This is a genomic window from Pseudomonas anatoliensis, assembly GCF_017976235.1.
Taxonomy (GTDB): Bacteria; Pseudomonadota; Gammaproteobacteria; order Pseudomonadales; family Pseudomonadaceae; genus Aquipseudomonas; species Aquipseudomonas anatoliensis.
This window is the reverse complement of record NZ_JACVHC010000012.1, coordinates 1-15,854: the sequence shown is the minus strand read 5'-3', so window position 1 is coordinate 15,854 and position 15,854 is coordinate 1. Positions and strand designations below refer to the sequence as shown.

General features: G+C 59.4%; 15 protein-coding genes. 7 read left to right on the top strand and 8 right to left on the bottom strand.

The window, feature by feature from the left end; genetic code table 11:
• Positions 1–62: 62 nt before the first annotated feature.
• Positions 63–1,481 (top strand): short-chain fatty acid transporter, encoded by a 1,419-nt coding sequence (locus tag ICA16_RS27535; RefSeq protein ID WP_150605262.1) that lies wholly within the window; start codon positions 63–65, stop codon positions 1,479–1,481.
• A gap of 36 nt (positions 1,482–1,517) precedes the next feature.
• On the opposite strand, the gene ICA16_RS28600 is transcribed toward ICA16_RS27535, so the two are convergent.
• The gene (locus ICA16_RS28600) at positions 1,518–1,733 is read right to left on the bottom strand and encodes a HepT-like ribonuclease domain-containing protein (RefSeq protein ID WP_479687569.1); all 216 of its coding nucleotides are present in this window, start codon (positions 1,731–1,733) and stop codon (positions 1,518–1,520) included.
• A gap of 125 nt (positions 1,734–1,858) precedes the next feature.
• On the bottom strand, positions 1,859–2,149 hold the full coding sequence (locus ICA16_RS27525) for a nucleotidyltransferase family protein (protein ID WP_150616390.1): 291 nt from the start codon (positions 2,147–2,149) through the stop codon (positions 1,859–1,861).
• 253 nt (positions 2,150–2,402) lie between these two features.
• Here ICA16_RS27525 and ICA16_RS27520 point away from each other — a divergent pair, with 253 nt between their 5' ends.
• Both ICA16_RS27520 and ICA16_RS27515 read left to right on the top strand, forming a co-directional pair.
• Positions 2,403–3,575, top strand: a complete 1,173-nt coding sequence (locus ICA16_RS27520; protein ID WP_210702109.1) for a hypothetical protein — start codon at positions 2,403–2,405, stop codon at positions 3,573–3,575.
• 181 nt (positions 3,576–3,756) lie between these two features.
• Positions 3,757–4,281: an SET domain-containing protein-lysine N-methyltransferase gene (locus ICA16_RS27515; protein ID WP_150616392.1), complete on the top strand. Its 525-nt coding sequence runs from the start codon at positions 3,757–3,759 to the stop codon at positions 4,279–4,281.
• A 22-nt stretch (positions 4,282–4,303) separates the two neighbouring features.
• Here ICA16_RS27515 and can read toward each other — a convergent pair whose 3' ends face one another.
• On the bottom strand, positions 4,304–4,948 hold the full coding sequence (gene can, locus ICA16_RS27510) for a carbonate dehydratase (RefSeq protein ID WP_042561069.1): 645 nt from the start codon (positions 4,946–4,948) through the stop codon (positions 4,304–4,306).
• Between the two features lie 141 nt (positions 4,949–5,089).
• Here can and ICA16_RS27505 point away from each other — a divergent pair, with 141 nt between their 5' ends.
• Positions 5,090–5,494, top strand: coding sequence for a serine kinase/phosphatase (locus ICA16_RS27505; protein ID WP_150605259.1), 405 nt, complete (start codon positions 5,090–5,092; stop codon positions 5,492–5,494).
• 166 nt (positions 5,495–5,660) lie between these two features.
• Here the strand turns inward: ICA16_RS27505 and rimI are convergent, their stop codons facing one another.
• The gene (gene rimI / locus ICA16_RS27500; protein ID WP_042561071.1) at positions 5,661–6,113 is read right to left on the bottom strand and encodes a ribosomal protein S18-alanine N-acetyltransferase; all 453 of its coding nucleotides are present in this window, start codon (positions 6,111–6,113) and stop codon (positions 5,661–5,663) included.
• On the bottom strand, positions 6,106–6,852 hold the full coding sequence (locus ICA16_RS27495; protein WP_210702127.1) for an energy transducer TonB: 747 nt from the start codon (positions 6,850–6,852) through the stop codon (positions 6,106–6,108). The genes rimI and ICA16_RS27495 overlap by 8 nt, the downstream gene beginning before the upstream one ends.
• Before the next feature lie 230 nt (positions 6,853–7,082).
• Here ICA16_RS27495 and mksB point away from each other — a divergent pair, with 230 nt between their 5' ends.
• The 3 genes from mksB to mksF are packed head-to-tail and all read left to right on the top strand — an operon-like array spanning position 7,083 to position 11,891.
• Positions 7,083–8,363 carry an Mks condensin complex protein MksB gene (mksB, locus tag ICA16_RS27490; protein WP_191626511.1) on the top strand — a complete coding sequence of 427 codons (1,281 nt, stop codon included), beginning with the start codon at positions 7,083–7,085 and terminating at the stop codon, positions 8,361–8,363.
• Positions 8,353–9,054, top strand: coding sequence for an Mks condensin complex protein MksE (gene mksE / locus ICA16_RS27485; RefSeq protein WP_150605257.1), 702 nt, complete (start codon positions 8,353–8,355; stop codon positions 9,052–9,054). Before mksB ends, mksE begins: the two co-directional genes overlap by 11 nt.
• A complete protein-coding gene (mksF, locus tag ICA16_RS27480) occupies positions 9,051–11,891 on the top strand; it encodes an Mks condensin complex protein MksF (protein WP_210702108.1) in 2,841 nt (946 codons plus the stop codon). Before mksE ends, mksF begins: the two co-directional genes overlap by 4 nt.
• 183 nt (positions 11,892–12,074) lie before the next feature.
• Here the strand turns inward: mksF and ICA16_RS27475 are convergent, their stop codons facing one another.
• The 3 genes from ICA16_RS27475 to ICA16_RS27465 are packed head-to-tail and all read right to left on the bottom strand — an operon-like array spanning position 12,075 to position 15,640.
• Positions 12,075–14,378, bottom strand: coding sequence for a PqiB family protein (locus ICA16_RS27475; protein WP_150616394.1), 2,304 nt, complete (start codon positions 14,376–14,378; stop codon positions 12,075–12,077).
• Positions 14,371–14,994, bottom strand: a complete 624-nt coding sequence (locus ICA16_RS27470; RefSeq protein WP_150616395.1) for a paraquat-inducible protein A — start codon at positions 14,992–14,994, stop codon at positions 14,371–14,373. The genes ICA16_RS27475 and ICA16_RS27470 overlap by 8 nt, the downstream gene beginning before the upstream one ends.
• Positions 14,981–15,640: a paraquat-inducible protein A gene (locus tag ICA16_RS27465; protein ID WP_210555671.1), complete on the bottom strand. Its 660-nt coding sequence runs from the start codon at positions 15,638–15,640 to the stop codon at positions 14,981–14,983. The genes ICA16_RS27470 and ICA16_RS27465 overlap by 14 nt, the downstream gene beginning before the upstream one ends.
• Positions 15,641–15,854: the final 214 nt, after the last annotated feature.

Here is a 15,854-nt window from a genome sequence, read left to right as displayed (position 1 = left end):
ACAGGGGCTGTGCGATTCATCCCCTGGACCAAAAATAACCATAAAAAATCCGAGGTATTCCCGTGGCCGTTGATATCGAAGATAGCCGCTCTGCGCGCTTCGCCCTGCGCTGTTCAAGCTTTGCCGAACGCTGGTTTCCCGATTCGTGGGTATTCGCAGCGTTAGCCGTCATCATCGTTGCACTGGCCACATTGGCCATGGGCGCCAAACCCACTGCCGCCGCCATGGCATTCGGCGACGGGTTCTGGAGCCTGATCCCGTTCACCATGCAAATGGCCTTTGTGGTGATCGGCGGCTACGTGGTCGCCAGCTCCCCGCCCGCCGTGAAACTGATTGATCGATTGGCGCGCATCCCGAAAAACGGCCGCTCTGCCGTGGCCTGGGTCGCGTTGATCTCGATGGTCGCCTCGTTGCTGAACTGGGGCCTGTCGCTGGTGTTTGGCGGTTTGCTGGTCCGCGCCCTCGCCCGCCGCACCGATCTGAAAATGGATTACCGTGCTGCTGGCGCCGCCGCGTATCTGGGGCTTGGCGCGGTGTGGGCGCTGGGTCTGTCATCGTCGGCGGCGCAGTTGCAGGCCAACCCCGGCAGCCTGCCGCCGTCGATTCTGTCGATCACTGGCGTTATCCCGTTCACCGAAACCATATTCCTCTGGCAGTCCGGCGTGATGTTGCTGGCGCTGATCGTGGTTTCGATCATCATTGCCTACGCCACCGCCCCCGGCCCGAACTCTGCGCGCAGCGCCGAGGCCTGCGGGATTGACCCGGCCTTCAACCTGCCACCGCTGCAACCGCGCACGCGCCCCGGCGAATGGCTGGAACACAGCCCGCTGCTGATCATCGTTTTGGTGCTGCTGGCGGCAGGATGGCTGTTCCATGAATTCTCGACGAAACCGGCGATTACCGCGATTTCCGGGCTCAACACCTACAACTTCCTGTTCATCATGCTCGGCGCACTGCTGCACTGGCGCCCGCGCAGCTTCCTTGATGCCGTCGCCCGCGCGGTGCCGACCACCACCGGCGTGCTGATCCAGTTTCCGCTGTACGGCTCGATCGCCGCGCTGATGACCACCGTCAAAGGCGCTGATGCGCAAACCCTGGCCCATCACATCTCGACGTTCTTCGTCAGCATCGCCTCGCACGATACCTATGCGCTGCTGATGGGCGTTTACTCGGCAATTCTCGGCTTCTTCATCCCGTCCGGCGGCGGCAAGTGGATCATCGAAGCGCCGTATGTGATGCAAGTCGCCAACGATCTGCAATACCACCTCGGCTGGGCGGTGCAGATCTACAACGCGGCGGAGGCACTACCGAACCTGATCAATCCGTTCTACATGCTGCCGCTATTGGGCGTGCTCGGCTTGAAGGCGCGGGACCTGATCGGTTTCTCGTTCGTGCAATTGCTGGTGCATACACCGCTGGTGCTGCTGTTGCTGTGGGCGCTGGGGACGACACTGGCGTATACGCCGCCGGTGATGCCGTAACCTGACGCAATTGCACCTGCCTCGCGGCAGGTGCAATCAGTTTTGAATGGTGGGGAGGACTTTCAAGAGTTCAGGCAACGCAACCATGACGGTTTCCCACACCACGTCCAGATTGATATCGAAGTACCCGTGCGCAATCCGGTTGCGCATTCCGCGCATCGCACGCCATGGAACCTGGGAATTCAGAGCGGTGAACTCAGGATAACGATCCATCACCTTGGTAGCTGCCTCGCCAATGATGATCAAGCTCATGATGACCGCTTGTTACGTACGCTTGTCGTCGACGAACTCTTCCTTGCTGAGGCCTTCGACAAAGATCAGCGCATCACTCGCGGCCAGGCGCATGTGCTCAAGATAATCGCCGAGCCGATTCTCAGTCATACGGGACGTGCCTGATCAAGCACCTGCTGTCGAAACTTCAGTGGCAGGTCTCCTGGCGTGAGCAGATCAACAGTCACGCCGAGCAAGTCTTCCAGTTCAACCTGAAGCCCGCCGAGATCAAACAAGGTGGCGCCGGGCAGCGGGTCGACCAACAGATCCAGATCACTTCCTTCAATATCAGTCCCCAATACCGCCGAACCAAATACGCGGGGGTTGGCCACACGGAATCGGCCAACGACTTCTCGGATGGCGGATCGTTGCAGCTCAAGTGCAGTGGAAGGCTTCATTCTTCACCAACGCAAGATTCGATATGCCAGCAGTCTAGCTGAAAGTGCTACGCGAGGGCCCGCCATGGAAACATGGCAGCGATCACTTGAAGCCGGTAACGCCATGGGAGGCATTGACCAATGCCCGCACCTACAACTGATCCTGGCCTTTGTTCACCGTAGAATTTGCCAGTTAACACTTCTCCGAACAACAGCGCTGATCCAATATGAAGCACCCCAAAATCGGGGGAACCACGCTGAAAAGGATCTGAGCATGTTCAAACTCGCAGGACTTACCCTCGCCGCGCTGACACTGAGCGCCGCCGCCCACGCCGATGTCGACCTGAAGCTGGGCAGCACCGAGCGTGTCACACGTCTGTTCGCCTACCCCAACAACTGCAGCGTGATTTGCTTTCGCAACTGGACGCTGGAGCAGACCGTCGCGCATTACCTGACCCAGAGCGTGCAACGCGACGGCTATGCCAATGCGAAGGTTCTGGTGAAAACCGATAACGACCAGATCTACGCCGAAATCAACGGCGTGCCGCAGGGCTACGACAAGCCGCTGTCGGCGCTGCTGGACGCGGGAGATCTGGCCTACACCGGCGCCAGCAAGCTCAACGCCGATGGCAAATGGGCGTATAGCTGGTATCTGTTCCTGCCGTTGGGCATGGCCCTGGAAAATCGCAAAAGCGTGGAATTGCTGCACTTTCCGCCGGATTACTCGCTGACCCAGGCTCAGGATTATCTGCGCTCCAATACCACCGACCGCTGGGCAACGCTGCTGACGGCCAATGGCATCCCCGCCGATCAGACCCCGGCCTATCAGACGATTATCGACATCGCCCCGATCGCCGCGCCGTCCAACGCCGGCAGTGATCTGGAAGGTGTGTATGACTACTTCAAGGACTACCAGACCACGCTGGTCAAGCAGTTCAGCCAGACCGTCAGCGGCACGACACTGCCGATGGTGGCTTTCGGTGCACCGGTACGCAACTGGATCAAGCAGCAATACGGGCCGACCGTGAACGTCCTCGGCCTGGCGACCATCAGCCCGAGCGCAGGCGTGAACGTGCCGGTGTTAGGGTCCAACCATCCAAGTTATATCTGGTACGCCGCCGACGCCAAAAGCTATACCGGCGACGATGCGCAAGCCAAGGCTGACGCGGCAGGCCTGAGGGTAATGGGGCAGGACTTGAGCGCCGCCTGTTGGCAGGCCGATATGGGCAGTAAACCGGGCAGCGATGCGCAGAGCACTCTCAGTCAGTGCACGCAGACCTGGCAAGTCACCCAAAAGGTCAAAACCTGCGAGTTGTTCTACACCTCGATTCGCGATCTGACCCCGGAGCAAGCCGCCATCCAGTGCGCCACCCCACCCGTCAAGGCTCAACTGCAACAGCTCAAAGCGCCTTTGCCAGCCACTGCCGTCCCTGCCCCACACCTGTAACCGTGCCGAAGATCTCCCGTGTCAGCCATGACTGACACGGGAAAGCGTCTATTTCGCCTGTCAGATCTGACAGTAGACCGTCTATACCTATTACGACTAGATTGGATCCAAAGAATGGTTCCGCCGTGCTGACAGGACGTCAGTTGAAGGAAGTCGTGCCCTCCTTGCGACAAGGACTGTTATGAGTACCCATGCGATTGCTGGATCGGTTCCACGCGATACCGAAGGCATCTACCCCTTCGCCGGCCTGCCGGTGCGCCTCGGGTTTCCGTCCAGCGCCGACTTCGAAGTCTTTCACGATGAGCACGGCACCCCGACAGGCGTCGCAGCGCGTCGGGAGTTTCAGCGCACCAGCCGTATGTGCAGGGTGTCTGGACAGTTATTGCCCTATCGCTGTCGACAGACACGGCAGCTTTTGAACGGTATTCACGTCTACGATCCGCGCTTTTGCGGAGCGCTCGAACACGCCTGCGACCCGAACGTGTTTCTCGACATGAGCGAACTGTGGCTGTGGGCGTTGAAAGATATCCACAGGGGGGAGCGGCTGACCATGGATTACGCCGCCACCGAGGACAAACTGCTGCATCAGTTTGCCTGCGGTTGCGGTTCTGCACGGTGCCGCGGGTGGATCACCGGTTACAACGAACCACCGAGCATCGAGGGCCAGCACTTTTTACAGCGCTGGCGACGGCAAGGCTCACGCTGATCCGCGCGGGCAACTTTCGGGGTTACGGCGCCCCGACAGGACGCAAGCGATATTGCGGCGGCAGTTGCTCGAAACCGCTGATGGTCGCGTTCAGGCTTTTCCAGCGGCCATCCTTGATGCCGTAGATGCAACCGTGGATCGACAGGCTCTGCCCGCGATGCCAGGCGTTTTGCACAATGCTGGTGTGGCCGACGTTGGCCACTTGCTGGATCACGTTGAGCTCGCACATGCGATCGACCCGCTCTTCTTCGGTCGGCAGCTTGGCCAGTTCGTCACGCTTGTCGTAATAGAGGTCACGGATCGAGCGCAGCCAACCGTCGATCAGACCGAGCTGACGATCCTGCATCGACGCCCGCACTCCGCCACAGCCGTAGTGGCCAGTGACCAGAATGTGTTTGACCTTGAGCACATCGACCGCGTACTGGATCACCGACAGGCAATTGAGGTCGGTGTGCAGCACCACGTTGGCGACATTGCGGTGTACGAACAAATCGCCTGGCAACATGCCGACGATTTCGTTGGCCGGCACCCGTGCGTCGGAACAGCCGATCCACAGATACTCAGGGGTTTGCTGACGCGCCAGCTTGGCGAAGAAATCCGGGTCTTCCTTGGTGATCGCGTCAGCCCAACGCTCGTTGTTATCAATCAGGTCTTGTAAGTCATGCATGCTGTAAGGCCTCAAGAAAGATGCGCTGCTTTGACAGACGACCGTCGGTCGGGGTCACGAAAGGATCGCAAGTGTTTTTGTTGGAATTCTCGTGTGCCCGGTGAGTCCACCTTAGTAAGGCCCACACTATGAGGATTTGCCATGACTGATTCACGACGCCCTTACGATGCGGTGCAACCGGAACCCATCGATGATAACGAAGATCGCATGGGTTCGATGCACGAGCTGGACTTCGACGACGAACAGCCCAGCGCGAAGATCGGCGATGAACTGCCGGAACAGGAGCGCGAGCAACTGATGCCAGAGGAGCGCGTGCGTGAAGCGGGCCTCACTGGCGCGTCGACTGCCGACCATGAGCCGACCGACGATGACATGAGCCCGGAAACGCTGATTCGTGAGGATGGCGCCAGAGATGCCAGCGAATCCGGTGAAGACAATCCGGCGGACTGGGATTTGAGCGTGGTCGATGAAGACGACATCGGCGGCGGCAATGGCCTGGATGAAGCAGAGCTGGCACGGCGCAAACCGTTGGATGGCAATCGATGATTACCTGCAGTAACGCCATCCCTGCTGATTACCTGCATTAACGCAATCCCTGTAGGAGCTGCCGAAGGCTGCGATCTTTTGATCTTGTTGTTCAACATCCAAAGCAAGATCAACAGATCGCAGCCTTCGGCCTCTCCTACAGAGGCTCAGCTATACATCAGTGGAATCAGTCAACCAAGGTGCAGGCCATGACCACCGCATCTTCACGCCCACCCACCGCCGGATAATAATCCCGACGCCGGCCAATCTCGTTGAAGCCATAACGCTCATACAAACGGAACGCCGACTGGTTGCTGTCACGCACCTCCAGAAAACACTCGCGCGCCTGGGCGGCATACGCCCGCGACATCAGATGCTCCAGCAACGTCAGCCCCAGCCCACGCCCCTGATTCTCCGGTTTGACCGTGATGTTGAGCAGGTGCGCCTCATCCAGAATGATTTGCACCACGCCGTGACCGACCTGCTGCTGACCTTCAAACATCAACCAGATCTGGTATTTGCCCAGGCCGTCGAGAAAAATCCCACGGGTCCACGGGTGACTGTACGCGGCGAATTCAATCTTCAGCACAGCGTCCAGGTCCGCCTCGGTCATCGGGCGGAACGTTACAGCGTCACTCATTCGATTCTTTCCAGCGCGCCATCAGCCGACGCATGGCTTGCCACACAGCGGCTTTGCGCTGTGGCTCTTCCATTAACAATTCCAGACCGGGAACAGCCCAGGCAGCGCCCAGTCCTTCGATCTGCAATTCACGATTGAACGCTTCGGCGTCCGCCTCACCGGCAAAACGCACCGCCGGCAGGCCGATCAGCCACAGGCAGGCGCAGGTCGCCGCTTCCATTTGTACCGAGAGAAAACCTTGCACGAAGTCGCGCGCCGCTTCCGGGCCCTGATCCATCGTGCCGCGGTTCAACCACGGCCAGCGCACCGGCTCACCGACGATCTGCGGCGCATCCGGCAGACCGGCGGCACGCAACATGTCCTTGAGCAAGAGATACGCCGGATCGCGGCTCTGGAAGGATTCACCTGTAGGTAACTCCACCAGCAGCAGGCAACGCCCGGCGCGCAGCAGTTGCAGGGCGAAACGCGGGGGGGGCACTGGCGCAGGTTTGGCGACCACCGGCGTGTCGTCCGCCTCCTCGACCGGTTTTGTGCTGGCTCGAGTACTCGGCGACGAAGGTCGCGGCACTTCGATCTTCTGCCGCTCGGCTGGGCGCACGGCAGGCTGCACCGGGGTTTCGGCCTGTGGCGCAGCCACAACCGGCGCCTCGATTTCGGGCTCGGGCATGTCCAGCAGCTCGGGCCGCGAAGGGGCGGCGAAGGGCAATTCGGTGCGCGGTAGCCAATTGACCACCTGCATGGCGTTCAAATAGGCGCGGCGGCGGGACTCGATAAGCAAAGGTCGGCCACTTGTGGATAACTGAAGTGCGCCGATTCTACCGCCCTTCGCTCAAGATCGCTTGCTGTTGATCGATAGTCTTGAGCCACGCTCTACCTTAGAAAAAGCGACAGCCCGTCCCGAGAGTGAATCGCATCCTTCGTGATGCAGTACAATCGCGGCTTTTAATCGCCAACCAGCCGGCCATTCCGATGATCGAACCCAAGCGCGTCTTGCGCGCCCTCGCTGAACACTGGGCACTTCTGGAGCCACTGTGCGAGCACTTCGACCAAGGCACACTGAGCCTCAACGAACTGCGCACGCAACTGGCCGCCCAACAACTGGACAGCACGCCGCAGGACATCACCAGCCTGCTCGACGTGTGGATTCGCCTCGACATTCTGGTGCCCGTGGCGAAAAGCCCGAACCGTTTCGAGCTCAATGCGCAGATTCACGACTTCCTCGCCTACCTGCGCCGTGAGCACCGTTTGGGCCTGTGCCTGGAAATCGAAGCCTATCTGCGGCATCTCGAGCGCCTGGCCGGTTACATTCAGGACGCGTTCGATATCCGCGATGGCCACGACCTGGCCCGTCAACTGCGCTTGCTCGACATGCGCGTACGCGACGTGTTGAAGAAGCTCGACAACGACGAGCAGGCGCTGGTGGCCGTGGCTGAACGCGCGAAGACCAGCGACCGGCAGATTCCGCTGCGTCAGCGTTACGCCGAAGTGCTGGCGACCTGGGACGAATACGTCGAGCCGATGATCGATCTGGTCAACGCCGACGGCGCCTTCGAGCAAGGCGTGCGCAAGGTCGAAACCGTGCTGCTGAAGATGCTCAGCGAACAGCAACGCCTCGGCCATCTGGTCGATGACGACATGCTGCTGCGCACCCACGCGCGCATCCTCGAAATGCAGACCAGCGCCCAACTGACCCTGCGTCATGCCCGTGAACTGCTGCTGCCGCTGCGTGAAGAAGCGCGCCGCCATAACGCCGTGACCCGTGGCGCCGCATTGGCGCTGGCAGCGATCCGCCGCAAAGGGATCGATGCCGTGCCGCAAGCCGCGATGCCGCTGTTCACCCGGCCGCAAAGTACCTTCCTCGGCAGCGCCAGTCAGGTCGAAGCCTATGTGTATGCATTGGCGCGTTTCGAGCCGAAGCCGGCGCGTTTCCCCAAGGCCCACAAAACCCAGAAAGGTGGCGAAGCTCCACGTGCGCCGCGCACCGTGCGCGAAATGCTCGAGCGCTGCGAAGATGCCCTGCCGATGCCTGACCTGATGGTCTGGCTGCTGGAGCAGGAACCGGACGGCGCCACCGACGAATTGCTTTACTGGTTCTCGCGCCTGTCGCGGGAAAAACGCTTCAAGCGCGAGCGTCTGGAACGCCGCGAATACCACACTCACGAGCACCAGGTCAGCCTGCGCTCCTTCGCCCTGCTCTCGGCCCGCGACCCCGCCGCCGAGGATTCTGCGAGCATCCCAAATGCATCTTGATCTCTCCGAACTGTCCCAACTCGCGCCGATCTTCCGCGAACTGTTCAAGGGCTACCACGTCAGCCGCCGTGATCCGGAGCTGTACGCGCAACTGTCGAACTTCCAGGATCAGTACCGCACGCTGTTCAAGGCCCTAGGCTTTGAACTGGTCTGCGACACCCGTGGTTTTTACTACTTCGTGCCGGATCTGGCGGCTGCGGCGGTGAACAAGACTGCCCAGCGTCTGGCCCTGTTTACCTTCATCCTCGTCGAGCATCTGGCCGATCAGGGCCGCGACCCGATCGCTGTGCTTGATGGTGGCAGCCTCGGCCGCGAAGAGCTGCCGTCGTTGCTGGAGAAGTACCGCGATCTGTTTATTCAGGCCGAAGTACAGACCGTTGAAGAGCTGGAAGAAAAGATCATGCGCCGCATGACCCAGCTTGGCTTCGCTGGCGAAGAGAACGGCGTGTACCGTTTCCTGCCGCCGATGCACCGGTTCCTCGATGTGTGCCTGTCGGTTCAGCAAGACCGCGACCTGGCCGCCAGTGTGCACAGCGTTCTGCCGCTGCCAGCGCCAGTGTTGATCGACGAAGCCGCCGAAGCCAAATTCCTCGAAACCGACGATCCGCTCGATCTCTCGGAATTTGAAGAAGAGAGCGAAGAAGACGCACTGGCCCGCGCCATTGCCGAAGAACAGGAGACCGACGCATGAGCCAGGAACGCTACGGCATCCGCCGCTTTGCCCTTTTGAACACCGCCGGTTACAGCCTCGGCCTGTTCCCGCTGGAAGAACCGCTGTCGGTTTATGGCGCGAACAACCTCGGTAAATCGGCGTCGATCAACGCCTTGCAGTTCCCGATTCTGGCGCGCATGTCGGACATGAGCTTCGGCAAGTACAGTCTGGAACAATCGCGGCGCTTCTACTTCGCTACCGACACCAGTTACATCCTTGTCGAAGTCAACCTGCCCCACGGCCCGCACGTCATCGGCGTGGTCGGTCGCGGCCCGGGCGGTGGTTTCGGTCACCAGTTTTTCGCCTACGCCGGCAAACTCGACCTGGCCCATTACCAGAAAAACGACACTTGCCTGCGCCAGAAAGAGCTGTTCAGCAACCTTGAGAAAGAAGGCCTGAAAGCCTACGAACTCAAGCCTGACGAACTGCGTCGCTTGCTGGTGGGCGGTCACACGTCGATCCCGCTGGACCTGACCCTGATCCCGCTGCGTTCCACCAGCGAGCAGAGCCTGAAGACGTTCCGCGCACTGTTCATCAACCTGCTGCACATGCGCGAAATCACCGCGGCCAAGCTCAAGCAACTGTTCCTCGATGCGTTCGAGCACAGCTTGCGTTCGGGTAGCGTCGATTACATCGCCGCGTGCGAAGAAGCGTTCCGCGACGTACGCCGCATGGAACAGGACTACAACTCGCTGGTCGCCGCTGGTCCATTGGTCGAAGCCTTGGCCAACGGCGTGAAACAGCGTGACGTGCTGCGCGGCAAACTGCATCGCCTGTCACCGCTGCTCGACTCCTTGCTCGGCACCTGGTCGGATTACGCCGGTGCGCGCAAGGAAGAGCTGACGATTCAGGCCGATCACTACCGCGGCGAGCAAGACGCACTGCAAAACAATCAGCGTGGCGGTACGCAAGAGCTGATGCGTCTGGAGCGGGAAATTTCCGGCATCCAGCGCTGGCTCGGCGAATTGTCGGTGTTGAAGAATCGTTTCGCGCTGGTCGATGACGTCAAAGTGCTGGAACAACAGTTGCTCGCGGCCAAAGACGCTCACGACGAGTTGGCCGGAGCCTTGGCGCAATCGCGTCAGTTCAGCGCCGAAGATCTGGAAGAGCGTCTGCGCGATCTGGAAAAACGCCTGAAGTCGGTGAAACAGCAACTCGATCACGCCGACAACAACAGCTACGCCCGTCTGCGTGAAGAATTCTCGCAGCCTGACGTCGAGCGTTTGATGCGTCTGTTCAACAGCGCGCTGTTCAGCTTGCCGCTGGGCGAACACGGCATCACCCTCGACGACAATGGCGAGTGGGTCAAATCGGTTGAGCTGATTCTCGATGGATTCAAAGGCGAGCGCTTCGAGGTGCCGGGCCTGTCGATCGACCTCTCGCACATCGAGCCGCCGGCCCTGCAAGCCTTGGCCGACCGTGCCGCGCTGCGTGATCAGAAAGAGCGTCTGGACAAAGAGCTCAAGCAACTGAAAACCCAACAGGCTGTAGCCGCCGACCGCTCCGCGAGCAAGACCCAGACCGAAGCGCTTTATCAGCAGGTGCTGGATGCGCAAAAGGCGCTGGAAGACTTCCGCCGCAGCCAGACCCTGAGCGCCGAAGAAGGCGACAAGCTTGAGCAACTGGCGCAGATGGAAGGCGCGCAAGACGAACTCAAACGCTCCAGCGATGCGTTCACCGAACGCGTCCAGCAACTGTCGGCCAAGCTGCAACTGGTTGGCCGGCAGATCGCCGACATGGAAGCCAAGCAACGCACCCTCGACGACGCCCTGCGCCGCCGTCAGTTGCTGCCGGCGGACCTGCCGTTCGGCACGCCGTTCATGGATCCGGTCGACGATTCGATGGACAACCTGCTGCCGCTGCTCAACGACTATCAAGACAGCTGGCAAGGATTGCTGCGCGCCGACGGCCAGATCGAAGCGCTGTACGCGCAAGTGCGCCTCAAAGGCGTGGCCAAGTTCGACAGCGAAGACGACATGGAGCGCCGCCTGTCACTGCTGATCAACGCCTACGCGCACCGTACCGATGAGGCGCTGACCCTCGGCAAGGCGCGTCGTGCGGCAGTCACCGACATCGCCCGGACCCTGCGCAACATTCGTAGCGACTACGACAGCCTCGAGCACCAACTGGCGCTGTTCAACCGCGAGATCAACAAGCGTCAGGTGTCCAACCTGCAGAGCTTCCGTATCGTCCTCGCGCCGAACAAGGAAGCGCTCAAGCACATCGATCAGATCATCCACAGCGCCGGTCAGTACGAAGAAGGCGAAACCCTGTCGGTGTTCGACCTTAGCCAGAGCGCCGAGCAGGACAACAAGAACGAAGAGGCCAAGGAATATCTGGCGCGGTTGGTGGCGGCAAACCACAACCAGCTCGGCCTCAAGGACTTGTTCGAACTGGCGTTCGAGATCACCAAGGTCAACGGCCAACCGGTTATCCACACCGACATCGACGGCGCGGCGTCCAACGGCACCACCATGACCATCAAGGCGCTGACCAACATGTACTTGTTGCTGCACTTGATGGACCGCGATCAGGCCGGTCGCGTACGCCTGCCGTACTACCTCGATGAGGCAGCGGACATCGACGAAAAGAACCAGGCAGCCTTGCTGGAAACCAGCCTGCAACTGGGCTTCGTACCGATTCTGGCGAGCGTGAAGCCGCAGGTCTGCGCCAGTGTCGCCATCGACCTGGAAGGCGGCAGCGGCCCGGCAGGGATCTACATCGACGAGGCGGACTGGAAGTACATCCGTCGCCATGATGTGGTCAAAGCCACGGTGAATGTTGAAGCGGATGATCCGGAGCTGGATGCGGTTTGATCGGCGTTAACTGAAGGCAATAAAAAGGGCCGCGATCTGATTGGATCGCGGCCCTTTTTTATGGCTTGGGATATGTGCTGAGTTGGAGGACCCTATCGCGAGCAGGCTCACTCCTACAGTTGGAATGCGTTCCCCTGTAGGAGTGAGCCTGCTCGCGATGGCATCCTTACAGACGCCATAGAATTACTTACCGATTGAAATCTTCGGCGCCCACGTCAGCCACTCATCCTCGAACTTGTCGAACAGCGGGAACGTCTGCTCTGCCCGAGCGGGATTGCCCATGCGCTCGCCATCCGGCGTGGCAAACGCGATACCGCCCTGAATCGCCGTCTCGAGCGATTCCGTGCGTACCGTCAAGCCGTTGAACAAGCCGATATCGAAACCCACACCACTGGTGTTCCAGAAGCGGCTGCCACTGCGCACCAACGGCGCATATTTCGGCTCGATCAGAATGTGCACCAACACGCGATCAGCGGTCTGGCCCAGTTCATAACCGGTGACTTTGCCCACGGTAATTTCACGGTAGGTCACTGGCACACCCGGTTTCAGCGAGCCACGACGCGCCGCGCTCAGCACCAGGCTCAAACCCGCCTCTTGCTTGGCGACTTCCGGCGCATTGGCCAGTGCGACGAAGTTCTTCTGTGGGCCGAGGTTCTTCGCCGCTGGTTGCACTTCGATATATTGCCCGGTGACGAGAGTTTCCAGATTGGAAGTCTTGATCAACCCCAACTCCGGTTTGACCACCCAGAACTGACTGCCAACCCGGGCAATTTTCTCCGGTACTTCGGTGATGCGTGCGGTGAGGATGACCGATTGCAGATCGTCGGTCAGATCGACACTTTCGATCTTGCCGACATCCAGCCCCTTGAATCGAACTGGCGTACCGCTGCGCAAACCATCGGCGCGATCAACCTTGATCGTCACGACATCGCCCTTTTGATTGGCGTCGTCATGGCTGGCAAACAGGCGGAAGCGCGGAATGCGTTTCTGCAATGGCGCCTTGGCCTGTGGCGTTTCGAAAGCAATACCACCGGCCATCAGCGTCTGCAGTGATTCGCTCTTCACCTGAATGCCGCCCGTCAGGCCACCGGTCAGCGTAATACCGCTGACATTCCAGAAACGGGTCGAGGCGTTAACCAGGTTCTCGTATTCCTTCTCGATGTGAACACCGATGACCACTTGCTTTCTGGTCCTGGAAAACTGGTAGCTCTGTACCGAACCGACCTTGACCTGTTTGTAAAGAATCGGACTGCCGACTTCAATCGAACCCAGGGCATCGGTGAACAACACCAGATGCAGGCCCGGCGAACGCAGATCCAGAGGCGGCGCCTTTGGCCTGGCCTCGAATTCACGTTTCGGGGCAGCCCCTTTGTCACCCGGTCGCACGGCGATGTAGTTACCTTTGACCAGGGCTTCCAGCCCAGTGATACCGGCAAGAGAGATCGACGGTTTGACCACCCAGAATTGCGTGCCATCGACCAGATAGTCTTCGGCCAATGGATCAAGGGTGAGTTCGGCAGTGGCGCTGTTGAGATCCGGATCGACCTTCAGCGCTTTCAGATTGCCGACCTGAATGCCTTTGTACATCACCGGCGTACGACCGGCCTGCAGACCTTCGAAGTCACTGAGTTTGACCTTCACGCGGATTCCGGCAGCGGCGGCGTCGAAATCTTCATAGAGGCGGAACGGCAGGCTTGGATCAGTCGCAGGACTGTCCTTGCGATTCTCTGGCGTGGCGAAGGCGATACCGCCGGCGACGATACTCGCCAGCGATTCGCTGCGCACTTTTACCCCAGACAGGTTGGCGTCGATGCTGATGCCGCTGGCGTTCCAGAAACGCGTGTGTTTACGCACCAGTTTGGCGTAGGTCGGCTCGATAAATACTTTGAGCTCGACGGTACTCTGGTCTTCTGAAAGCAGATAGCTTTTGACCTGACCGACCTTGATCTGTTTGTAAAAAACCGGGCTGCCGCGGCTCAGCGAGCCGAGACGATCAGCCTTGATGGTCAGGTGCAGACCAGGCTTGGCATCAGACAGCGGCGGCTCTTCAGCCAGCGCCTTGAACTTGCGCAAAGGCTCGCCTTCGCCAGGACTGATGGCGACGTAGTTACCGGAGACCAGTGTTTCCAGTCCTGTAATACCGGCCAGCGTCACACTGGGCTTGATCAGCCAAAAGCGGGTGCTGGTCTTGAGGTATGGCTCGACGTCTTTATTCATCTCGACCGTGGCGATCACTCCTTTGGAGTTGCCTTCATCGTCGAGCTTGAGCGTCTTGACCTTGCCGACCGACATACCTTTGTACATGACCTCGGTCTTGTTGGCCTGGATGCCTTCGCCGCTCTCGAAACGAATCTGGATCTCGATACCGGTTTCGGAGTAAGCACGCCAGCCGAGCCAGCCACCGATGATCAGCGCGATCAAAGGCAGTACCCAAATGGCAGACCAGTTCGAGGCCGGTCGGGTTTTCGCTACAGGCAAATCAGTCATGGTCGTCATCCGACTCCGTGTTATCCCAAATCAGTCGGGGATCGAAAGTTACTGCGGCAAGCATCGTCAGAATCACCACAGTGGCGAAGGCGATGGCGCCAAGATTGGCTTCGACACTGGCAAGCCGGCCGAAGTTGACGACCGCCACCAGGATGGCGATCACAAAAATATCAAGCATCGACCAGCGGCCAATGAATTCGATGAAACGGTACATCCAGATGCGCTGACGCGCGGACAACGGCTGACGTCGCTGTACCGAAAACAGCAACAGCGCGATGCCCACCAGTTTGAAAGTCGGCACCAGAATACTGGCAATGAAAACGACCGCAGCAATAGGGATCATGCCGTGCTGCACCAACTGGATCACCCCGGACATGATGGTGCTCGGATCACCCTGCCCCAAAGAACTGACAGTCATGATCGGCAGCACGTTGGCCGGAATATAGATAATCGCTGCGGTGATCAGCAGTGCCCAGGTTCTGGTCAGGCTGTTCGGACGGCGCGGGTGAACAAGAGCCCCGCAGCGCGTGCAGGTCTGCTCGTCGGTGTCCGCTTCTTGCCTGTTCAACTCGTGGCATTCGGTACAAGTCAGAATGCCCGCATCAATCGCCCGCATGAGCATTCTCTCCAGATAACGCCTGCCAGATCTGATGCGGCGACATCACCACTTCCAGCCAGACCTGAATCAACAACAAGCCGATGAAACACGCCAGCCCGAGGCCGACGGTGATGGCTGCCATGTCCGCCAGTTTAACGATCGCCACCAGTACGCCCATGAGGTAGACCTCGAGCATTCCCCAGTCTTTGAGGTGGTGGTAAATGCGGTAGAGCAGCAGGCCGTAGCTGCGCCCAAGGTTCAAGCGGATCGTCAGCAGTACCGCCAATTGACACAGCAACTTGATTAACGGAATGGCCATGCTGCACAGGAATACGACGATCGAAACACCTTGCATGCCGGTGTTGAACAACCCCACAACGCCGCTCCAGACAGTGTCGTGCGACGACTGCCCGAGTAGATTGAGCTGCATGATGGGTAAAAAGTTCGCTGGCACGTAGAGCAAGAGTGCCGCGATGACCAAGGCAAGGCTGCGCTGCACCACATTATGGCGGTGGGCGTACAACTCGTAACCGCAGCGCGGGCACAGGGCTTTTTCGCCGTGGGCAAGTTTCGGCTTGCGCATCAGCAGGTCGCACTCGTGACAGGCCACCAGGTCTTCCAGCGGTAAATCTGACAGCCCTGAGGCGTCAACCGGATCTGACATAAAGGCTCTGGCTCCGAAAAAGTTGGGGCTATTCTAGTGTTCTGCTTCGAAAATAACTGTGCAAATTTGTTCACTGGCACAAAACAAAAACTTTCCTGCGGACAAAACAAAACCCCAACTGCTTTCGCAATTGGGGTTTCGGAATTTAATCTTGACGATGACCTACTCTCACATGGGGAAACCCCACACTACCATCGGCGATGCATCGTTTCAC